Annotated in this window: 17 protein-coding genes; 10 read left to right on the top strand and 7 right to left on the bottom strand. The window is 59.1% G+C overall.

Annotated features, from left to right (window positions below):
* Positions 1 to 25 precede the first annotated feature (25 nt).
* From AC244Q_RS24465 to AC244Q_RS24480, 4 genes are all read right to left on the bottom strand, one after another.
* On the bottom strand, positions 26 to 532 hold the full coding sequence (locus tag AC244Q_RS24465) for an RES family NAD+ phosphorylase (protein WP_017996235.1): 507 nt from the start codon (positions 530 to 532) through the stop codon (positions 26 to 28).
* On the bottom strand, positions 529 to 1,014 hold the full coding sequence (parS, locus tag AC244Q_RS24470; RefSeq protein WP_012755584.1) for a type II RES/Xre toxin-antitoxin system antitoxin: 486 nt from the start codon (positions 1,012 to 1,014) through the stop codon (positions 529 to 531). The genes AC244Q_RS24465 and parS overlap by 4 nt, the downstream gene beginning before the upstream one ends.
* A 256-nt stretch (positions 1,015 to 1,270) precedes the next feature.
* Positions 1,271 to 2,005, bottom strand: a complete 735-nt coding sequence (locus AC244Q_RS24475) for a PspA/IM30 family protein (protein WP_017956566.1) — start codon at positions 2,003 to 2,005, stop codon at positions 1,271 to 1,273.
* Positions 2,002 to 2,448, bottom strand: a complete 447-nt coding sequence (locus tag AC244Q_RS24480; protein ID WP_029871137.1) for a YjfI family protein — start codon at positions 2,446 to 2,448, stop codon at positions 2,002 to 2,004. Before AC244Q_RS24480 ends, AC244Q_RS24475 begins: the two co-directional genes overlap by 4 nt.
* Before the next feature lie 103 nt (positions 2,449 to 2,551).
* Between AC244Q_RS24480 and AC244Q_RS24485 the strand changes: the two genes are divergently transcribed.
* The 5 genes from AC244Q_RS24485 to AC244Q_RS24505 are packed head-to-tail and all read left to right on the top strand — an operon-like array spanning position 2,552 to position 6,465.
* Positions 2,552 to 3,607: an ion channel gene (locus tag AC244Q_RS24485; RefSeq protein ID WP_017996233.1), complete on the top strand. Its 1,056-nt coding sequence runs from the start codon at positions 2,552 to 2,554 to the stop codon at positions 3,605 to 3,607.
* A complete protein-coding gene (locus AC244Q_RS24490; RefSeq protein ID WP_128407802.1) occupies positions 3,604 to 4,260 on the top strand; it encodes a YjfK family protein in 657 nt (218 codons plus the stop codon). The genes AC244Q_RS24485 and AC244Q_RS24490 overlap by 4 nt, the downstream gene beginning before the upstream one ends.
* A gap of 35 nt (positions 4,261 to 4,295) precedes the next feature.
* On the top strand, positions 4,296 to 4,697 hold the full coding sequence (locus AC244Q_RS24495; RefSeq protein WP_003550237.1) for a DUF350 domain-containing protein: 402 nt from the start codon (positions 4,296 to 4,298) through the stop codon (positions 4,695 to 4,697).
* A 12-nt stretch (positions 4,698 to 4,709) separates the two neighbouring features.
* Complete coding sequence (locus AC244Q_RS24500) at positions 4,710 to 5,306, top strand: DUF1190 domain-containing protein (protein ID WP_128407801.1); 597 nt, start codon at positions 4,710 to 4,712, stop codon at positions 5,304 to 5,306.
* A gap of 1 nt (position 5,307) precedes the next feature.
* Entirely contained in the window at positions 5,308 to 6,465 is a 1,158-nt protein-coding gene (locus tag AC244Q_RS24505; RefSeq protein ID WP_128407800.1) for a glutathionylspermidine synthase family protein, read from the top strand.
* Between the two features lie 242 nt (positions 6,466 to 6,707).
* Here AC244Q_RS24505 and AC244Q_RS24510 read toward each other — a convergent pair whose 3' ends face one another.
* Positions 6,708 to 7,871 (bottom strand): mandelate racemase/muconate lactonizing enzyme family protein, encoded by a 1,164-nt coding sequence (locus AC244Q_RS24510; RefSeq protein WP_128407799.1) that lies wholly within the window; start codon positions 7,869 to 7,871, stop codon positions 6,708 to 6,710.
* An 88-nt stretch (positions 7,872 to 7,959) separates the two neighbouring features.
* On the opposite strand from AC244Q_RS24510, the gene AC244Q_RS24515 reads away from it, so the two are divergent.
* Both AC244Q_RS24515 and AC244Q_RS24520 read left to right on the top strand, forming a co-directional pair.
* Positions 7,960 to 8,274 carry a hypothetical protein gene (locus AC244Q_RS24515; RefSeq protein ID WP_164902384.1) on the top strand — a complete coding sequence of 105 codons (315 nt, stop codon included), beginning with the start codon at positions 7,960 to 7,962 and terminating at the stop codon, positions 8,272 to 8,274.
* Positions 8,275 to 8,287: 13 nt separating this feature from the next.
* The gene (locus AC244Q_RS24520) at positions 8,288 to 9,205 is read left to right on the top strand and encodes a LysR substrate-binding domain-containing protein (RefSeq protein ID WP_012755598.1); all 918 of its coding nucleotides are present in this window, start codon (positions 8,288 to 8,290) and stop codon (positions 9,203 to 9,205) included.
* A gap of 190 nt (positions 9,206 to 9,395) precedes the next feature.
* On the opposite strand, the gene AC244Q_RS24525 is transcribed toward AC244Q_RS24520, so the two are convergent.
* Positions 9,396 to 9,764, bottom strand: a complete 369-nt coding sequence (locus AC244Q_RS24525) for a winged helix-turn-helix transcriptional regulator (RefSeq protein WP_017996224.1) — start codon at positions 9,762 to 9,764, stop codon at positions 9,396 to 9,398.
* Between the two features lie 100 nt (positions 9,765 to 9,864).
* Here AC244Q_RS24525 and AC244Q_RS24530 point away from each other — a divergent pair, with 100 nt between their 5' ends.
* Entirely contained in the window at positions 9,865 to 10,611 is a 747-nt protein-coding gene (locus AC244Q_RS24530) for an NADPH-dependent F420 reductase (RefSeq protein ID WP_017996223.1), read from the top strand.
* A gap of 164 nt (positions 10,612 to 10,775) precedes the next feature.
* Here AC244Q_RS24530 and AC244Q_RS24535 read toward each other — a convergent pair whose 3' ends face one another.
* Positions 10,776 to 11,768: a LacI family DNA-binding transcriptional regulator gene (locus tag AC244Q_RS24535; RefSeq protein WP_017996222.1), complete on the bottom strand. Its 993-nt coding sequence runs from the start codon at positions 11,766 to 11,768 to the stop codon at positions 10,776 to 10,778.
* Positions 11,769 to 11,982: 214 nt separating this feature from the next.
* On the opposite strand from AC244Q_RS24535, the gene AC244Q_RS24540 reads away from it, so the two are divergent.
* Together AC244Q_RS24540 and AC244Q_RS24545 are read left to right on the top strand one after the other, a co-directional pair.
* Positions 11,983 to 12,930, top strand: a complete 948-nt coding sequence (locus AC244Q_RS24540) for a sugar ABC transporter substrate-binding protein (protein ID WP_128407798.1) — start codon at positions 11,983 to 11,985, stop codon at positions 12,928 to 12,930.
* Between the two features lie 131 nt (positions 12,931 to 13,061).
* Positions 13,062 to 14,183, top strand: coding sequence for an ABC transporter permease (locus AC244Q_RS24545; protein ID WP_012755602.1), 1,122 nt, complete (start codon positions 13,062 to 13,064; stop codon positions 14,181 to 14,183).
* Position 14,184 lies beyond the last annotated feature (1 nt).

A 14,184-nucleotide genomic window follows, 5' to 3' on the forward strand; every position in this document is an offset into this window, starting at 1 on the left:
AAATAGCCCCGTGGCTCCAAGACGTTCATGACGTGGGCGGATGCAGCCGCGTATCGAGGGCAAAGGACTCCTGGAACTTCAGTGCATAGGCGCCCGTCGCACCGCCTGCCAGAAAAATCAGGTTCCAGCTATGCCGCGAGACCGCGCTCGGGATCGCAACGAAACGATGTTGTCGAAGCAAATCGTCTCCGAAGATCTGCTGTCCGGCGCTGGGAATGCCCGGGCGCAACCAGTTGGGATTGGGCACGTTTCCCGGATCGACAACATGGATATCGCCAGCATCGGCAATGACAGCTGCCGTCATCCTGTGCGCCACGGTGTCGAGCGCCCGGAACCCGTTGTGGACCGCGACTTCAAGGATCGCCGTCGCGGGATCGAGCGAGCAGTAGACCGCGCGAACCCCCTTGCTGTTCCAGCGGCCGCCAACCCGATAGGCGCCTTCTCCGCTATCCCAAGTCGGCGCATGGACAGCCTGATCGAGCCGCCACGCGACCAGCTCGGTCCCGCCGAGCGCGATCGGCAAAAGGGTCATGCATAGACGCCGTATTCCAGGCGATCGAGATGATCCTCGACAAGCTCGACACCAGCGGGCGTCCCGAGAAGATCGATCGGGCGGCGCTGCTCAAGTCCGACTGCCGGACGCTCCAGCCATTGTTCGGCTTCTGCTTGCGATCCGAAGATATCCGTTGCCTTTGCGAGGATCTCGGCGAATTTCCACGCGCGGCCGCTCTGTTCCTGGCTGAGCGGCTTGGAAGGCGTGTCCTTCCGCCGCTGCCAGGTGCGCAAGCTCATGCCCACCGCCTTTTCGAGGGACTCGTTCTTGCCGAGGACGACGAGAGTGCCGACAAGATGATCCAGTGCTGTTGCAGGCAGGCCGTGCAGGAGCAGCTCATGGGCGTCGAGGGCATTGGTCAGGCTACGCGACAGAATGCGCGAACCGCCGAGCAATGCTTCGATTTTTTGCAGTTCACCACCGCCTGCCGCTGAAGAGGGTGCTTTTGCTGCGACGGCCATGATCTTTCTCCTGCGTCATCTGTCGCTTTTTATATGTCATGTGTCGCGACAAATTTCAAGATCTGACGGGCGTATCCGGCGTATCGGCCGCGGAACGCCAAACAAGCGGGCAGGCGGCGATGGCACCGCCTGCCAAGGGCAGCTTGCAGCGGATTGAAATGCCGCGATCCCCACTGCTTTAAGAGGTGGGGTCGCGGCGCTCCAATTCCGTAAGCGCGCGCGGGAATGGCAGGCAGGGCTGCCGCTCCCGGGATTATCAGTCTTTTTTGCTGGTCGGCGCTGGCAGCAAGATGGGCTCTACCGAATGTTTCGGTGCCATCAGCTGTGCAAGAATGTCATCGGCCGAGTGGCTCGAACTGCCAATGCCGGCCTCGCGCAGTTGACGATCGAGGTCGCTGCCGTTTTCCAGCGCGGCCAGTTCAGCACCGGCTTCGATGCGGCCGGCAGTGATTTCCTGGCGTTTCTTGATGCGTTCCAGACTTTCGACGGCGCTACCGAGGCGGGTATTGATGCCCGACTGGCTATGGGCGATCGCCGATTGAGCGCGCAGCAGCGACTCATTGGCTTTGACATTCCCCACCTCGCGCTTCATCTGAGCAATGCGCGCTTCGGTCTCCTGGATCGTGCGCAGCATCTGCTGCTGGCGAGGCAGCAGCCGGTCGAGCTCTTCCTGGTCGCGCTGCACTTCGGCACGGATACTAGCAATGCGCTGAGCCAGACCTTGAGCGAGATCCGTGCGGCCCGCGGAGATCGCAGCGCGAGCGCTGTCGGTATCCTTGGTCTCCTTGGCGCGGTTTTCGTCAAGTCGGCGCATGACGCTCTTGTTGGACGCCATGATGCCGGCAAGATCGGATCGCGCACTGCGCAGCGACTGTTCAGCGTCGCGGATTTCTTGATCAAGGACGCGCATGGACTGGCTGTCGGCGGCCGCTTCCGCTGCTTCGTTAATGCCGCCGCGAATGGCGGTGAAAATCTTGCCCCAGGTGCTCACGCTGCAATCTCCCCGCTTTTCCATTCTTCAATCATATGTGCCGCATCGACGGCATTGGCAGCCAGAATCGCAACTTCCTCGACCACCGTCTCGGCCGGCGAGCGTGCTGACAGCGAGCCGAACAATTCATACCATTCCTCACCGTCGATCGTGGTGATGCCGAAGCTGGAGAGCGGCACGAACTTATGGGTCTTCAGCACCATCCGTTCGAAGGCTTCTCGATTGGACACGTCCTTGCACGGCACCAGAACAGCGCTGACGAGGATGTCGCGCTCCCCGCTCACCGCGACGAAGACGTCGAGATCGCCCTTTTCCTTAAGAGTCACGCATATGACGTCGCCCTGTTCGGGTACGGCTACATCCACATCGCCCAGTGCGTCGGGATCGGCGGCGAACAGGCGCGTTAAAGTGGTGAGGTTCCAGGTCTCCAAAAAGTCCTCCATCGGTTGGAACGTCAAAATATTTGGGTAATCGGTTTGCAACTTAAAGATCTGGTGCGCTAAATAAATTTCGCTAGGGTACGCGTTGGGAACGGGGGCGAATCGCTTGCCATTTATCGCTTCATTGATGCGGCGTGTATATCTCTCGCTCAGCGAATTGGCCTGGTCAGCCCTTTTTGTTATCCTCGTGATCCACCTGGTCGCTTCTTACCTGCTCTTCATGCTGGCCGGCGAAGCCGATCTCGTCGGCAATCCGGTCGACTTTCTTTATTACTATATGGTGACGGCAACGACTGTCGGCTATGGCGATCTTTCTCCAAAATCGGGGGCCGGCCGATTAATTGCCGTCCTGTTCGTTCTTCCCGGCGGCATTGCCATCTTCACCGCTGTTCTTGGCAAGTTGTTGACAAATATCGGTACGATCTGGAGGAATCGCATGCGCGGATTGGGTGATTACAGCGAACGCGCCGGCCATATCATCGTCCTGGGCTGGCAAGAGGGGCAGACATACCAGACGCTGCGGCTGCTGCATGCCGAACGGCAGGCCAACGAGCCGATGAGTGTTCTGGTTGCCAAGGACCTGCCGGAAAATCCCGCCAGCAATTACGCCGACTATATCAGAACCGAGCGGCTTGCCGATGCCGATGCTCTGGTGCGGGCCGGAGTGGCCCAGGCGCGCGCGATCATCGCGCGCGGTGCAAATGACGACGAGACGCTGGCCGCCGTGCTGATTGCCGAAGACCACGCGCCCAATGCCCATATCGTGGCCTATTTCGCCGACGACCGCACGGCACAGATGGTCAAACAACGCCGGCCGCGCGTCGAGGCGGTGGGCTCGCTCGCCGAGGAGCTGCTGTCGCGTTCCGCCCGTGATCCGGGCTCTTCGGAAATCGCCGCACGGCTGCTGTCGGCCGCTTCCACCGACACGGCGTTTTCCCTGCCGGTGCCGCCTTTGCAAACGCCGCTACTCTATGGGGACGTGTTTTTAAGGCTCAAGCGTCAGCATAATGTGACGCTGGTGGGCATGCTGAGCCAGGGCATGACCGACCTCAATTGCCAGGACGAGACGCTGATGCGGGGCGGCGAGACCCTTTACTACATCAGCGGAATGCGGCTAGATCCCGCTGCCATCGCTTGGGCTCGAATGGGAGAGGTATCATGATCGGCTGGTTCGGCAGAGACAAGAACGAAAGGCCCTTACCCAAAGAACTTGGCCCGTTGAGCGCCGCCATCGGCGGGGCGTTGGAGATCGATTTCCTCTCCCTCGAAGCCGATGCTTTGGCCGGCCAGCCGGCCATGCCGCTGCCACGGAGCGGCCCGTTCATCATTGCCGCCTACGGTGAGGTTTCGCTCGATGCCGCGACGGTTCTGTCGCGCTACTACGATGAAGACCATCGGATGATTCAGGTGATGTCGACGTCGGGCCAGCCGGGTGATGTCGACGACATCAGCTTTTATCAGCCCTGGGACAGCGTCGTGCCTGCCGGGCAGGGCGAATGGAACCGCTGGACCGGGCCGGACGGCCTGATCGGTCAGTCAACATACGATGCCGATGGCATCCTCTATAGCCGCTTCTGGGGCGAGGGCCCGGAACGCACCCCATTGGCGGAGTTTGTCGAGAAGGTCGACGACGGTGAGGCGCAGCGCTCCATTCACCAGACCTGCATGCTATATTATCGCCCGCTTGGCTCGACGCGCGAGATGCTTTTGATCAATGTCGAGCGCGACCTCGATCTCGGACAGAGCCAGGCAGGCAGCTCGGTGGAATTTCTGATCGGCTATGGACTCGCTCCGGCCGATGTTCGCCGCGTCTGAGGGGATCCTATCAATTTCAACGGAGGACTTTTTCAATGCTCGATTACGTGGCGGGTCTGCCTGCCTTCCTCGGCTATTTCGCCGTTGGTCTTGCCGCTTACGGCGTTTTCGCGGTGATCTACACATTCCTGACGCCGCAGAAGGAAGTCCAACTCATTCGCGCAGGCAATCTTGCCGCCGTCACGGCATTCTTGGGCGCGCTTGTTGGTTTCAGCCTGCCGCTGGCTTCGGCCGCAGCCAATTCGGTCAGCATAGTCGATTACATCATATGGGCGGTGGTCGGCATTCTGGCGCAGATCCTGGCTTACTATATTGCGAATTTCACCATGACGGATCTGCATGAAAAGATCACTGCCGGCGATATCGCCGCGGGCATATGGGGCGGCGGCATCGCGCTGGTCATCGGTATTCTCAACGCCGCCTGCATGACCTATTGAGGGGAGGGAACGATGCGCAGACGTAAGAGCGGGCACAAGCGACCTTTCCTGGCCCTCGGCACCATCGCTGCCTCGACCCTGGCCCTGTCCGGTTGCGGCGATCAGACTCCCTCGGAGACAATGTTCACCTCCGTCGACCAATGCGTGACTTCCGGCATGGACCGGCAGGTCTGCCAGGCCGGCTATCAGGATGCCATGCGGGCCCATCTCGCCGCCGCGCCGCGCTTCAACGGCATGGCCGCCTGCGAGGCCGAATACGGCTCAGGCCAGTGCACGGAACAGTCGGCCAGTGCCGTCCCCAACAATACCGGCGGAGGCGGCAGCTTTTTCGTACCGTTCCTGACGGGCTACATGCTGTCTTCCGCACTGAACAACATCGGCAGCTATTACGATTATCGCCGGCGCCAGGAGGAGAGTGGCTCCTACGGCTCGACGCCGATTTATCGCAATCGCTCGGGGCAAACGGTGACAACGACTGTTCGCTCGGGCGGTCGCAACGACACCGTGACTGCGCCCTCACGTCAGAGTGTCAAGCCGGTCAACGTCAACACCCGCACCGTCGCCCGTCAAGGCTTCGGGGGCCGTTCGTCGTTCAGTTTCGGCGGCTGACATGAAGCGCATCACCCTTCCGGCGCGTCCTGATTGGCTTGACAAGGCGCGCGCCGTCGGCTTCGGGTTTCACGTCATGTACGGCGAGCCTTACTGGCTCGACGATGCCGCCTATACATTCACGCTCGATGAGATCGAGACACGGATTGAAGAACCGAGCCAGGAACTGCACGACATGTGCATGGATCTGGTCGATGATATCGTCAGAAGCGAAGAGTCGCTCGACAAGCTGGCTATTCCGGAGGACCTGCGCGATGTGGTGCAGCGCTCCTGGCAGCGTCGCGACCGGCACCTCTACGGCCGGTTCGATCTTGCTTATGACGGCACTGGCCCGGTTAAGTTGCTCGAATATAACGCTGATACTCCCACTTCGGTGTTTGAGACAGCCTATTTCCAGTTCAACTGGCTGACCGACCAGGTGGCTTTGGGTATCCTGCCCAAGGATGCGGACCAGTACAATTCCTTGCAGGAAAGCCTCGTCGAGGCGTTCGAGCAATTTTCCAAGGAGCCGATCTTCCACTTCGCGGCGATGACCGACAATGAGGAGGATCGCGGCACGACGGTCTATCTGATGGACTGTGCAGTGCAGGCCGGCCATCGCGTCGAGCTTCTGGACATTCGCGAGATCGGCATCGACGCGCAGGGCCGTTACACCGACCTCCAGGATCGGGTGATCGACCGTTGCTTCAAGCTGTATCCATGGGAATTCATGCTGCGCGAGCCGTTCGCCCGCGACCTCGTGCGCTCGGGTGATGTTTTCATCGAGCCCGCCTGGAAGGCCGTGCTCTCCAACAAAGGGCTTCTGCCTCTGCTCTGGCAGCAACACCCCAATCATCCCAACCTGCTCGCTAGCTATTTCGCAGACGACCCGGCGGCGTCCAGTTTGAGCGATTATGTGCGCAAACCACTGCTGTCGCGAGAGGGCGAGAACGTCACGATATTCCGCGATGGCCGGGAATTGATTTCCGCCCCGGGCGACTACGGCGACGAAGGCTTCATCGTCCAGGCCTATGCCCCGCTTTTCGAAAGCGATGGCGGCTTCGCCGTGCTCGGCAGCTGGATCGTCGGTGATCGCGCTTGCGGCCTTGCCGTCCGCGAGGATCGCTCGCGTATAACCGCCAACTTGTCGCGTTTCGTACCGCACGTCATCGTCGGATAAGAGGAGGTATATCGCGCCATGCGCGGCTATCTTCCTTTACTCGTCGAGCGAGGCAGCCCCAGTTTCATCGGTGATGTCGCACTTCATCCTTGAACCCACCCCGGCTACATACATGTATCGCATAAGATAGCTTATGGAACAAAGTGATTGCACAGGCCTACGCGTGATCAGCGAACCGAAGTTCGTTAGACTATGCTCTTCATCGCGATCACGCGACCGTCCTGGTCCCCCGGAACACGCGACTATTCGGCGAGTTCGCGCATGACCTTGATAAGGTCGGACTTGCCTTCGAAGCCGATGCCCGGCAGCTCAGGCATCGTGATATGCCCGTCGATGACCTTTACGCCGTCCGGGAAGCCCCCGTATGGCTGGAAGAGATCTGGATAGCTCTCATTGCCACCGAGGCCGAGGCCGGCCGCGATGTTGAGCGACATCTGGTGACCGCCATGCGGGATGCAGCGGGACGGCGACCAACCGAACTGGCGCAGGACGTCGAGGGTCCGGAGGTATTCGACGAGACCGTAGGACAGGGCGCAGTCGAACTGCAGGAAGTCGCGGTCGGCGCGCATGCCGCCGTAACGAAGCAGGTTGCGGGCATCCTGGTGGGAGAAGAGGTTCTCGCCGGTTGCCATCGGAGCGTCGTAGAATTCGGAGATGGCCGCCTGCAAGGCGTAGTCGAGCGGATCGCCGATTTCCTCGTACCAGAAAAGCGGGTAGTCACGCAGCATCTTCGCGTAGGCGATGCCAGTCTCCAAATCGAAGCGGCCGTTCGCATCGACCGCGAGTTTCGCCTCGGAACCGATCTCTTCCAGCACGGATTCGATGCGGCCTCGGTCCTCGTCGATCGAGGCGCCACCGATCTTCATCTTCACGACATTGTACCCGCGGTCGAGATAGCCGCGCATCTCCTTGCGAAGCGCACTGTTGTCCTTGCCGGGATAGTAGTAGCCGCCGGCGGCGTAAACGAAGACCCTGGGGTCCGCCTCGCGGCCCTTCATGTCGGCCAGCATGCGGAAGAGAGGTTTACTTTCGATCTTCGCAACCGCATCCCAGATGGCCATGTCGATGGTACCGACAGCCACGGAGCGCTCGCCGTGACCGCCGGGCTTTTCATTCATCATCATGGTCGACCAGATCTTGTGCGGATCGAGGTTGGTGCCGGCGTCGTTGATCAGGCTGTCCGGGTCTGCCTGCAGGATGCGGTCCTTGAACCGTTCGCGGATCAGGCCGCCCTGGCCATAACGGCCGTTCGAGTTGAAGCCATAGCCAACGACGCGGCGGCCGTCCCTGACGACATCGGTCACGACGGCAACGAGACTGGCCGTCATCTTCGAAAAGTCGATATAGGCGTTGCGGATGGGCGACGCGATGGGCTTGGTAACTTCGCAGACGTTTACGATACGCATTTTGATCTCCGGTTTCTGAACATTTGGATGTCTGGCTAGTGCTGGGCTTCGTCAGCGACAACAGTGACCCGGCGGGGAACGTCCCCGCGTGTTCGGCGTCGACGGTGGCCCGGTCAAAAGCCCCTTCCCACTTGGCGATGGCTATTGTTGCAACCTCGTTGCCGATGAGGTTCATGAAGCGATCGACGCCGAGCAGGAGGATGAGACCTGCGATGGGAATGGCATGAAAGCTGGGCAGCGTGGCAGCAAGGGTAACGAAGCCTGCGAGGTGACCGAGATCGATGGTGACTTCATTTCTTCCTCCCATTGCCGTCGCGTCTCCAACAACGGCGTTCCTCAACGCAACATTCGCGAACAAGCAATTGACCGTCCAATGCCGTTTCGGCTTCAATTGATGCCGTAAGTGAGAGGATGAGATGGATACTGCCTGGCTTTTGGATTTGCGAGCTCTCGCCGACACCCTCAATTTTTCGAGGGCGGCGGAGTTGCGCAATATTACGCAGCCCGCCTTTGGTCGCCGGATAAAGGCCTTTGAAGATTGGAGCGGATCCGTTCTGGTCGACCGATCAACGCACCGCATCAGGATTACGCCTGCTGGCGAAATTATGCTTGATGCCGCAAATGACATTCTTCAAAGGATCGAAAGGGCTACCCACGACTTGAACCAGGAACGATCCGCCACTGCGACCCTGACGTTTGCGGCGACGCACGCTTTATCCTTCACCTTTTTTCCGGGTTGGGTGCAAAGTCTGGGCTCGTCGGTAGCGACAGTGCCAATCCGGCTTCTTTCCGACAACATGAATGAGTGCGAAAAGATGATGGCGGAAGGCAGGGCGCAGTTTCTCCTGTGCCACTTCCATCCAGACAGCGAAATTCGTTTGCATGAAGCCGACTTCAAGTACATGGAACTTGCCAGCGACGTTCTTGTCCCCGTTGCTCGAAGAGGCAAGGAGGGCGCGCCAATCCATAAGTTGCCCGGTACACCGGAGATTCCCGTCCCTCATATATCGTTTGACGAGAAATCGGGAATGGGCCGAATACTGGCGGCCAACCTTTCGCCGGTCGAGAGCGAATTGCATCTGGTGCGCGTCTTCACATCGCATTTGGCAATGGTCTTGAAAGCGCTGGCACTTGAGGGAAAAGGCGTGGCCTGGATACCGCGCAGCCTTGCCAGCTCTGAGCTGGAACCAGAAGGGAACCTGGCAGTCGCCGGCGACGAACGGTGGATGGTGCCGGTCAAGATCGTACTGATCCGATCCAGGACCCGGATGACGGAGTTGGCAGAGAAATTCTGGATGACGGTCGAAAGTGCATCGAAGCGAACGCCAGTATGAACAGTCTTTACTTGCGACCCGTGGCCCCTCATAGGGGGCAATTGAATTTGATTTGGCATTCTATTTTGCAAGCCAGGGGCAAAGGTGCGTGCTTCTTCCCGTACTCGCCGGAACCGTGAGAACGATTGACGAGAACCTACTGGCCGAGCCACTCGATAAATGGATCCGCGGACTTCAATCCTTCGCCGCTTCAGTCACCATTCATGCCAGCGCGTCGCAGTAGTGCCCAGTCGATCAACGCTTCCATCGCCGGACCCAGTGCAACACCAAGTTTGCTTAAGTTGTACTCTACCCGTGGGGGCACCTCCGGATAAACGGTTCGTACGATTATTCCGTCCTTCTCCAGCTCTTTCAGTTGTTGGATGAGCATTTTCTGGTTCACGCCGTCGACACGCCGTTCCAACTCAGAAAAGCGGAGGGGACCATGCGCTGCAAAGAGCTGGCAGATGATGACAGTCTTCCACTTGCCCTCGAGAACCCGCAGCGCCTCACTGGTCGCCGCAGCCCATACCTTCCGCTGCTCGGGATTCTGGCAGTTCCAGTCGTGCTCAGTCCGCATACATACCTCAATCGGCAGTAACACACCAAAAGGTGGGTTCTTGCCTGCTTAGCTATCTACTCCTATTTTCATTAGTACAGAAATGCGGAAGGAATAGCTTATGAAAATCGGCATCTTTGGCACCGGCAATATCGGCGGTACCCTCGCACGCAAGCTTGCCGCCGCAGGGCATGATGTCCGGATCACCAATTCAAAACCCTCCGAAAAGCTCAACGCATTCGCTGCTGACATCGGCGCGACCCCGGTTGATGCACAGGGCGTGGTGGATGGCGCTGATATGATCATCTTGTCGATCCCATTCCCGGCCGTTGCAGAGCTTCCGCAGGATCTATTCGCAAATCTTGCCGCCAACGTCCCGGTCGTCGATACGGGCAACTACTATCCTGGCATGCGCGATCCGCACATTGCCGAGATTGACGACGGATTGCCGGAAAGCGTCTGGGTTTCGAACCAGATTGGCCGCCGCGTTATCAAAGCCTTCAACAACATTCTGGCTGCGACCCTTGCCGATGGCGGGCGTCCGGTTGGTGCACCCGATCGCATTGCAGCGGCCGTTGCGGGCGACGACGAGGCTCAGAAAAGAATCGTCATGGGCATCGTGGACGAGGTCGGTTTTGATCCCATCGATTCAGGGTCTCTCGACGACTCCTGGCGCCAGCAGCCGTCGACGCCCGTCTATTGCTGCGACTGGAACGTCGAGGAGACGCGCAAGGCCCTTGCTCAGGCCGTGAAGGGAAAGGCCGCTGCAACGCGGGATAAATTGCCCGAACAATTCGCGGCACTCGGCCCCAACCCAAAGCACGCCGATGTCATCGCCTCCAATCGGGAGAACAATGCCCCGGCGTAAGGAAATTAACCAACGACACCACTCATCAGATGCCCAGTGTCTCTAGTTTAGCAAGCTTACGCGTTAAAGCGCTCACTTGCTCGAGATATTTGTTTGAACGATGTGGTTTTCCGCCTGGAGGATTTTGCCCAAATACGTTTTGGCCTATTCTATTGCTTGATCAATCAGGCTGAATCTCTCACCACAAGCTTGCCTTGGAAATTAACTGTCTCCCTCGGCGCTCTTTCCAGAATCATGTCTATTGCCGCTTTGACCATCTGGTCGGTGGGTTGCTCGTAGGTTGTAAGGCTGTATGCGGGGGATGCCGCAGGGGCAGCGTTGTCGAAGCCCACAATGGCGAGATCATCCGGCACACGTAAGCCGAACTCGCTTCGGGCAACATCGATCGCTCCGAACGCGAGAGCATCGTTTTCGCACATGAGGACATCGATCCGGTCTTCCGGCGCAACGTTAGACAAATAGTCCCGGGCGGCTTGCGCGCCTGCTTCTGCGCTGTAGCGCTCGGCAGACATTTCTACGAGTTCGACGCCGAGAGCGGTTCGCCAGAACGCCTTGAAGTTTCTCCGCCTGCCAAGCGCTGTAGACAATGTAAGCGCCCCGGCCATAAATCCCGGTCTCCGATATCCCCGTTTTAATAGGTGCTCGCCGATCTCGGCAATCGCCACGACGGCATCGCAGGAGATGGCGGGAACACCTTCGATCTGGCTATCTCGAGCAAGAACAAACATCGGAGGCCCGCCGCGTCCCAGCTTATGATCCGTCAACATCTCGTCGCGAAACGCTGTGCCAAATAGCACGATCGCATCAACCTGCCGCTGGTCGGCATTCAATATGGCATGCACGTGGCTGTAGTGCTGATTGATATTGATCAACATGGTCACGAGCCCCTCCGCCTGCAGGCTGGCGGTTAGCTTTTCAAGAAACGGAAGCTTGTGCGGGTTTGCGAAGTCATCAACGAGAACCGCGACCTGATGTGTAGAATTGGTGGCAAGGCTCCTGGCCAACAGGTTAGGCCGATAATTGAGCCGCTCTGCCGCCTCCAGCACTTTGGCTTTGCTTGCTTCCGTGATCGAGGCACCCGGCGTAAATGCGCGGATGACCGTCCACTTTGAAACGCCGGCCTCCATCGCCACGTTCTGCGCCGTCGCTCGCTTCACAGTCGAACCTCTCCGTTTCGAAACGTTTATTCCATTTCTGCCGGAACGCGAAATGAATGGTTGATTTCTTTTAGCAAGAATCTTATAGCTATGCACGTTTGCTACCGGTAGCATAAAATGTGCACCCGGTAGCAAATTGGAGGACGCGCCGTCTGAGGCGTTTTTGGTGGTTCTCGCGCTAGGAGGCGCGGGACACCCTTTGGGAGGAGTTTTTATGAAATCGTTTCTTCGTAAAATTGTGCTGGGCGTTGCCGTGGTTAGCGCACTTGGCGCTGCATCTGGCGTTGCCATCGCACAGGATATCAACATCATCGCCGTAACGCACGGCCAGGCCAACGACCCCTTCTGGTCGGTTGTTAAGAACGGGGTAGGCGCCGGCGCCAAGGATGCCGGTGTCAGCATCGACTATCGTGCGCCGGAAACCTTCGACATGGTGGCCATGAGCCAGCTGATCGACGCCGCCGTCAACCAGAAACCAGCCGGCTTGATCGTCTCGATCCCGGATTCGTCCGCATTAGGCCCGTCGATCCAGAAGGCCGTCGCCGCCGGCATTCCGGTCATTTCCATCAATTCCGGCTCCGACGTTTCGAAGTCACTGGGAGCGCTTCTCCATGTCGGCCAGGACGAATACAGCGCCGGCAAGGCAGCAGGTGAAAAGCTCAAGGAGATGGGCGGCAAGGTTGCCATCTGCGTCAACCAGGAGGTCGGCAACGTCTCCCTCGATCAGCGTTGCCAGGGCTTCTCCGACGGCTTTGCAGGCAGCGTTACGGTCCTGCCCGTCTCCAACGATCCGGCGGACGTTCGGGCCAAGGTGAAGGCTGCACTGAGCTCGAACGCCGCAATCGACACGATCATGGCACTCGGCGCAAGCACTGCCGGCGAACCGTCTCTGGCTGCCGTCGCCGATGCAGGCATGACTGGCAAGATCAAAGTCGCCACTTTCGACCTTTCTGCAGACTTCCTGAAGGTTGTCGCTGCTGGCGATGCCGCTTTCGCCATCGATCAGCAGCAGTTCCTCCAGGGCTATCTGCCCGTGGTCTTCCTCGCAAACTATGCCAAGTACGGCCTGATCCCCGGCGGCAACGTGCCTTCCGGTCCGAACCTGATCACCAAGGAAAAGGCCGCCCAGGTCGTCGAACTATCGGCAAAGGGCATCCGCTAATCCACGACTGCCGAAAGGCGTGATTGTCGAACACCCTCCCCGCTTTCGAAGAGGGTGTTCGACAGACGACGTGCGCCATGAGGAATGCCCTCGGCGCTTCGGCGAATTGCATCCATTGGGAGGTAGGTATCATGGCTCCGATCGAGCAAAAAATAGGAGATGCGTCAAACTCCGACGAGCGCATCAAACAGGTGGGCTTTCTCACACATATGATGCGTCGGCCCGAGCTCGGCGCGGTTGCTGGCCTCGTCCTGGTGGTGACGTTCTTCTTTCTTACCGCAGACCGTTCGATGTTTTCGCTTTCAGGTGTGATGACGATCCTGGCCCCAGCCTCACAGCTGGGAATTCTCGCCATTGCGGCAGCTCTGCTGATGATTGGTGGCGAGTTCGATCTTTCGATCGGCTCGATGGTGGCCTTCGCCGGATTGATCTTCGGCGCGGCCCTGACCAATTTCGGTCAACCGCTCTGGATTTCCATTATCATCACGATGCTGCTTGCTGCCGCCATGGGCGCGGTGAACGGACAGATTGTGATCAGGACACGGCTGCCGTCGTTCATCGTCACGCTTGCCTTCCTCTTTATTTTGCGGGGTCTAACCCTTGTTGGCCTGAAATGGGCGACAGGCGGCTCAACTCAGCTTCGCGGGATAGGTGAGGTCGTCGGCGACGGTCCCTTGAAGCGCCTGTTCTCAGGCGTCGCCTTCCAGGATCTTTTCAGCTGGCTTGCAGCCCATGGCCTGATCGAGAAGTTCGACAACGGCGTTCCGAAAGTCACGGGCGTGCCGGTGTCCGTGGTCTGGTTCATCGCCATTGCCGGGCTCGCCACCTGGGTTCTTCTGCGCACCCGGATCGGAAACTGGGTTTTTGCCGCCGGCGGCGATCCCAATGCGGCAAGAAACTCCGGGGTCCCGGTCGATCGCGTGAAGACGGGGCTCTTCGCGCTCACAGCCTGCGCCGCGGCGCTTGTGGCAATTATCACCGTGCTGGATGCCGGCTCGACGGACGCGCGCCGCGGTTTCCAGAAGGAGTTCGAGGCGATCATCGCTGCCGTGATTGGCGGATGTCTGCTGACCGGCGGTTATGGATCGGCGATCGGCGCCTTCTTCGGCGCCATCATCTTCGGTCTCGTCTCGATCGGCCTGACCTACACGAAGTTCGACTCGGACTGGTTCCAAGTCTTCCTCGGCTCCATGCTGCTGCTGGCCGTTCTCTTCAACAATTTCATTCGCCGCAAAGTGACAGGGGAGCGCTGAT

Source organism: Rhizobium sp. CB2179 (assembly GCF_057653455.1).

Bases quoted from the DNA above. Each gene is read 5' to 3' on its own strand.
- AC244Q_RS24465 (WP_017996235.1), bottom strand. From the start codon at position 532: ATGACCCTTTTGCCGATCGCGCTCGGCGGGACCGAGCTGGTCGCGTGG.
- parS (WP_012755584.1), bottom strand. From the start codon at position 1,014: ATGGCCGTCGCAGCAAAAGCACCCTCTTCAGCGGCAGGCGGTGGTGAA.
- AC244Q_RS24480 (WP_029871137.1), bottom strand. From the start codon at position 2,448: ATGGAGGACTTTTTGGAGACCTGGAACCTCACCACTTTAACGCGCCTG.
- AC244Q_RS24490 (WP_128407802.1), top strand. From the start codon at position 3,604: ATGATCGGCTGGTTCGGCAGAGACAAGAACGAAAGGCCCTTACCCAAA.
- AC244Q_RS24495 (WP_003550237.1), top strand. From the start codon at position 4,296: ATGCTCGATTACGTGGCGGGTCTGCCTGCCTTCCTCGGCTATTTCGCC.
- AC244Q_RS24500 (WP_128407801.1), top strand. From the start codon at position 4,710: ATGCGCAGACGTAAGAGCGGGCACAAGCGACCTTTCCTGGCCCTCGGC.
- AC244Q_RS24505 (WP_128407800.1), top strand. From the start codon at position 5,308: ATGAAGCGCATCACCCTTCCGGCGCGTCCTGATTGGCTTGACAAGGCG.
- AC244Q_RS24510 (WP_128407799.1), bottom strand. From the start codon at position 7,871: ATGCGTATCGTAAACGTCTGCGAAGTTACCAAGCCCATCGCGTCGCCC.
- AC244Q_RS24520 (WP_012755598.1), top strand. From the start codon at position 8,288: ATGGATACTGCCTGGCTTTTGGATTTGCGAGCTCTCGCCGACACCCTC.
- AC244Q_RS24525 (WP_017996224.1), bottom strand. From the start codon at position 9,764: ATGCGGACTGAGCACGACTGGAACTGCCAGAATCCCGAGCAGCGGAAG.
- AC244Q_RS24530 (WP_017996223.1), top strand. From the start codon at position 9,865: ATGAAAATCGGCATCTTTGGCACCGGCAATATCGGCGGTACCCTCGCA.
- AC244Q_RS24540 (WP_128407798.1), top strand. From the start codon at position 11,983: ATGAAATCGTTTCTTCGTAAAATTGTGCTGGGCGTTGCCGTGGTTAGC.
- AC244Q_RS24545 (WP_012755602.1), top strand. From the start codon at position 13,062: ATGGCTCCGATCGAGCAAAAAATAGGAGATGCGTCAAACTCCGACGAG.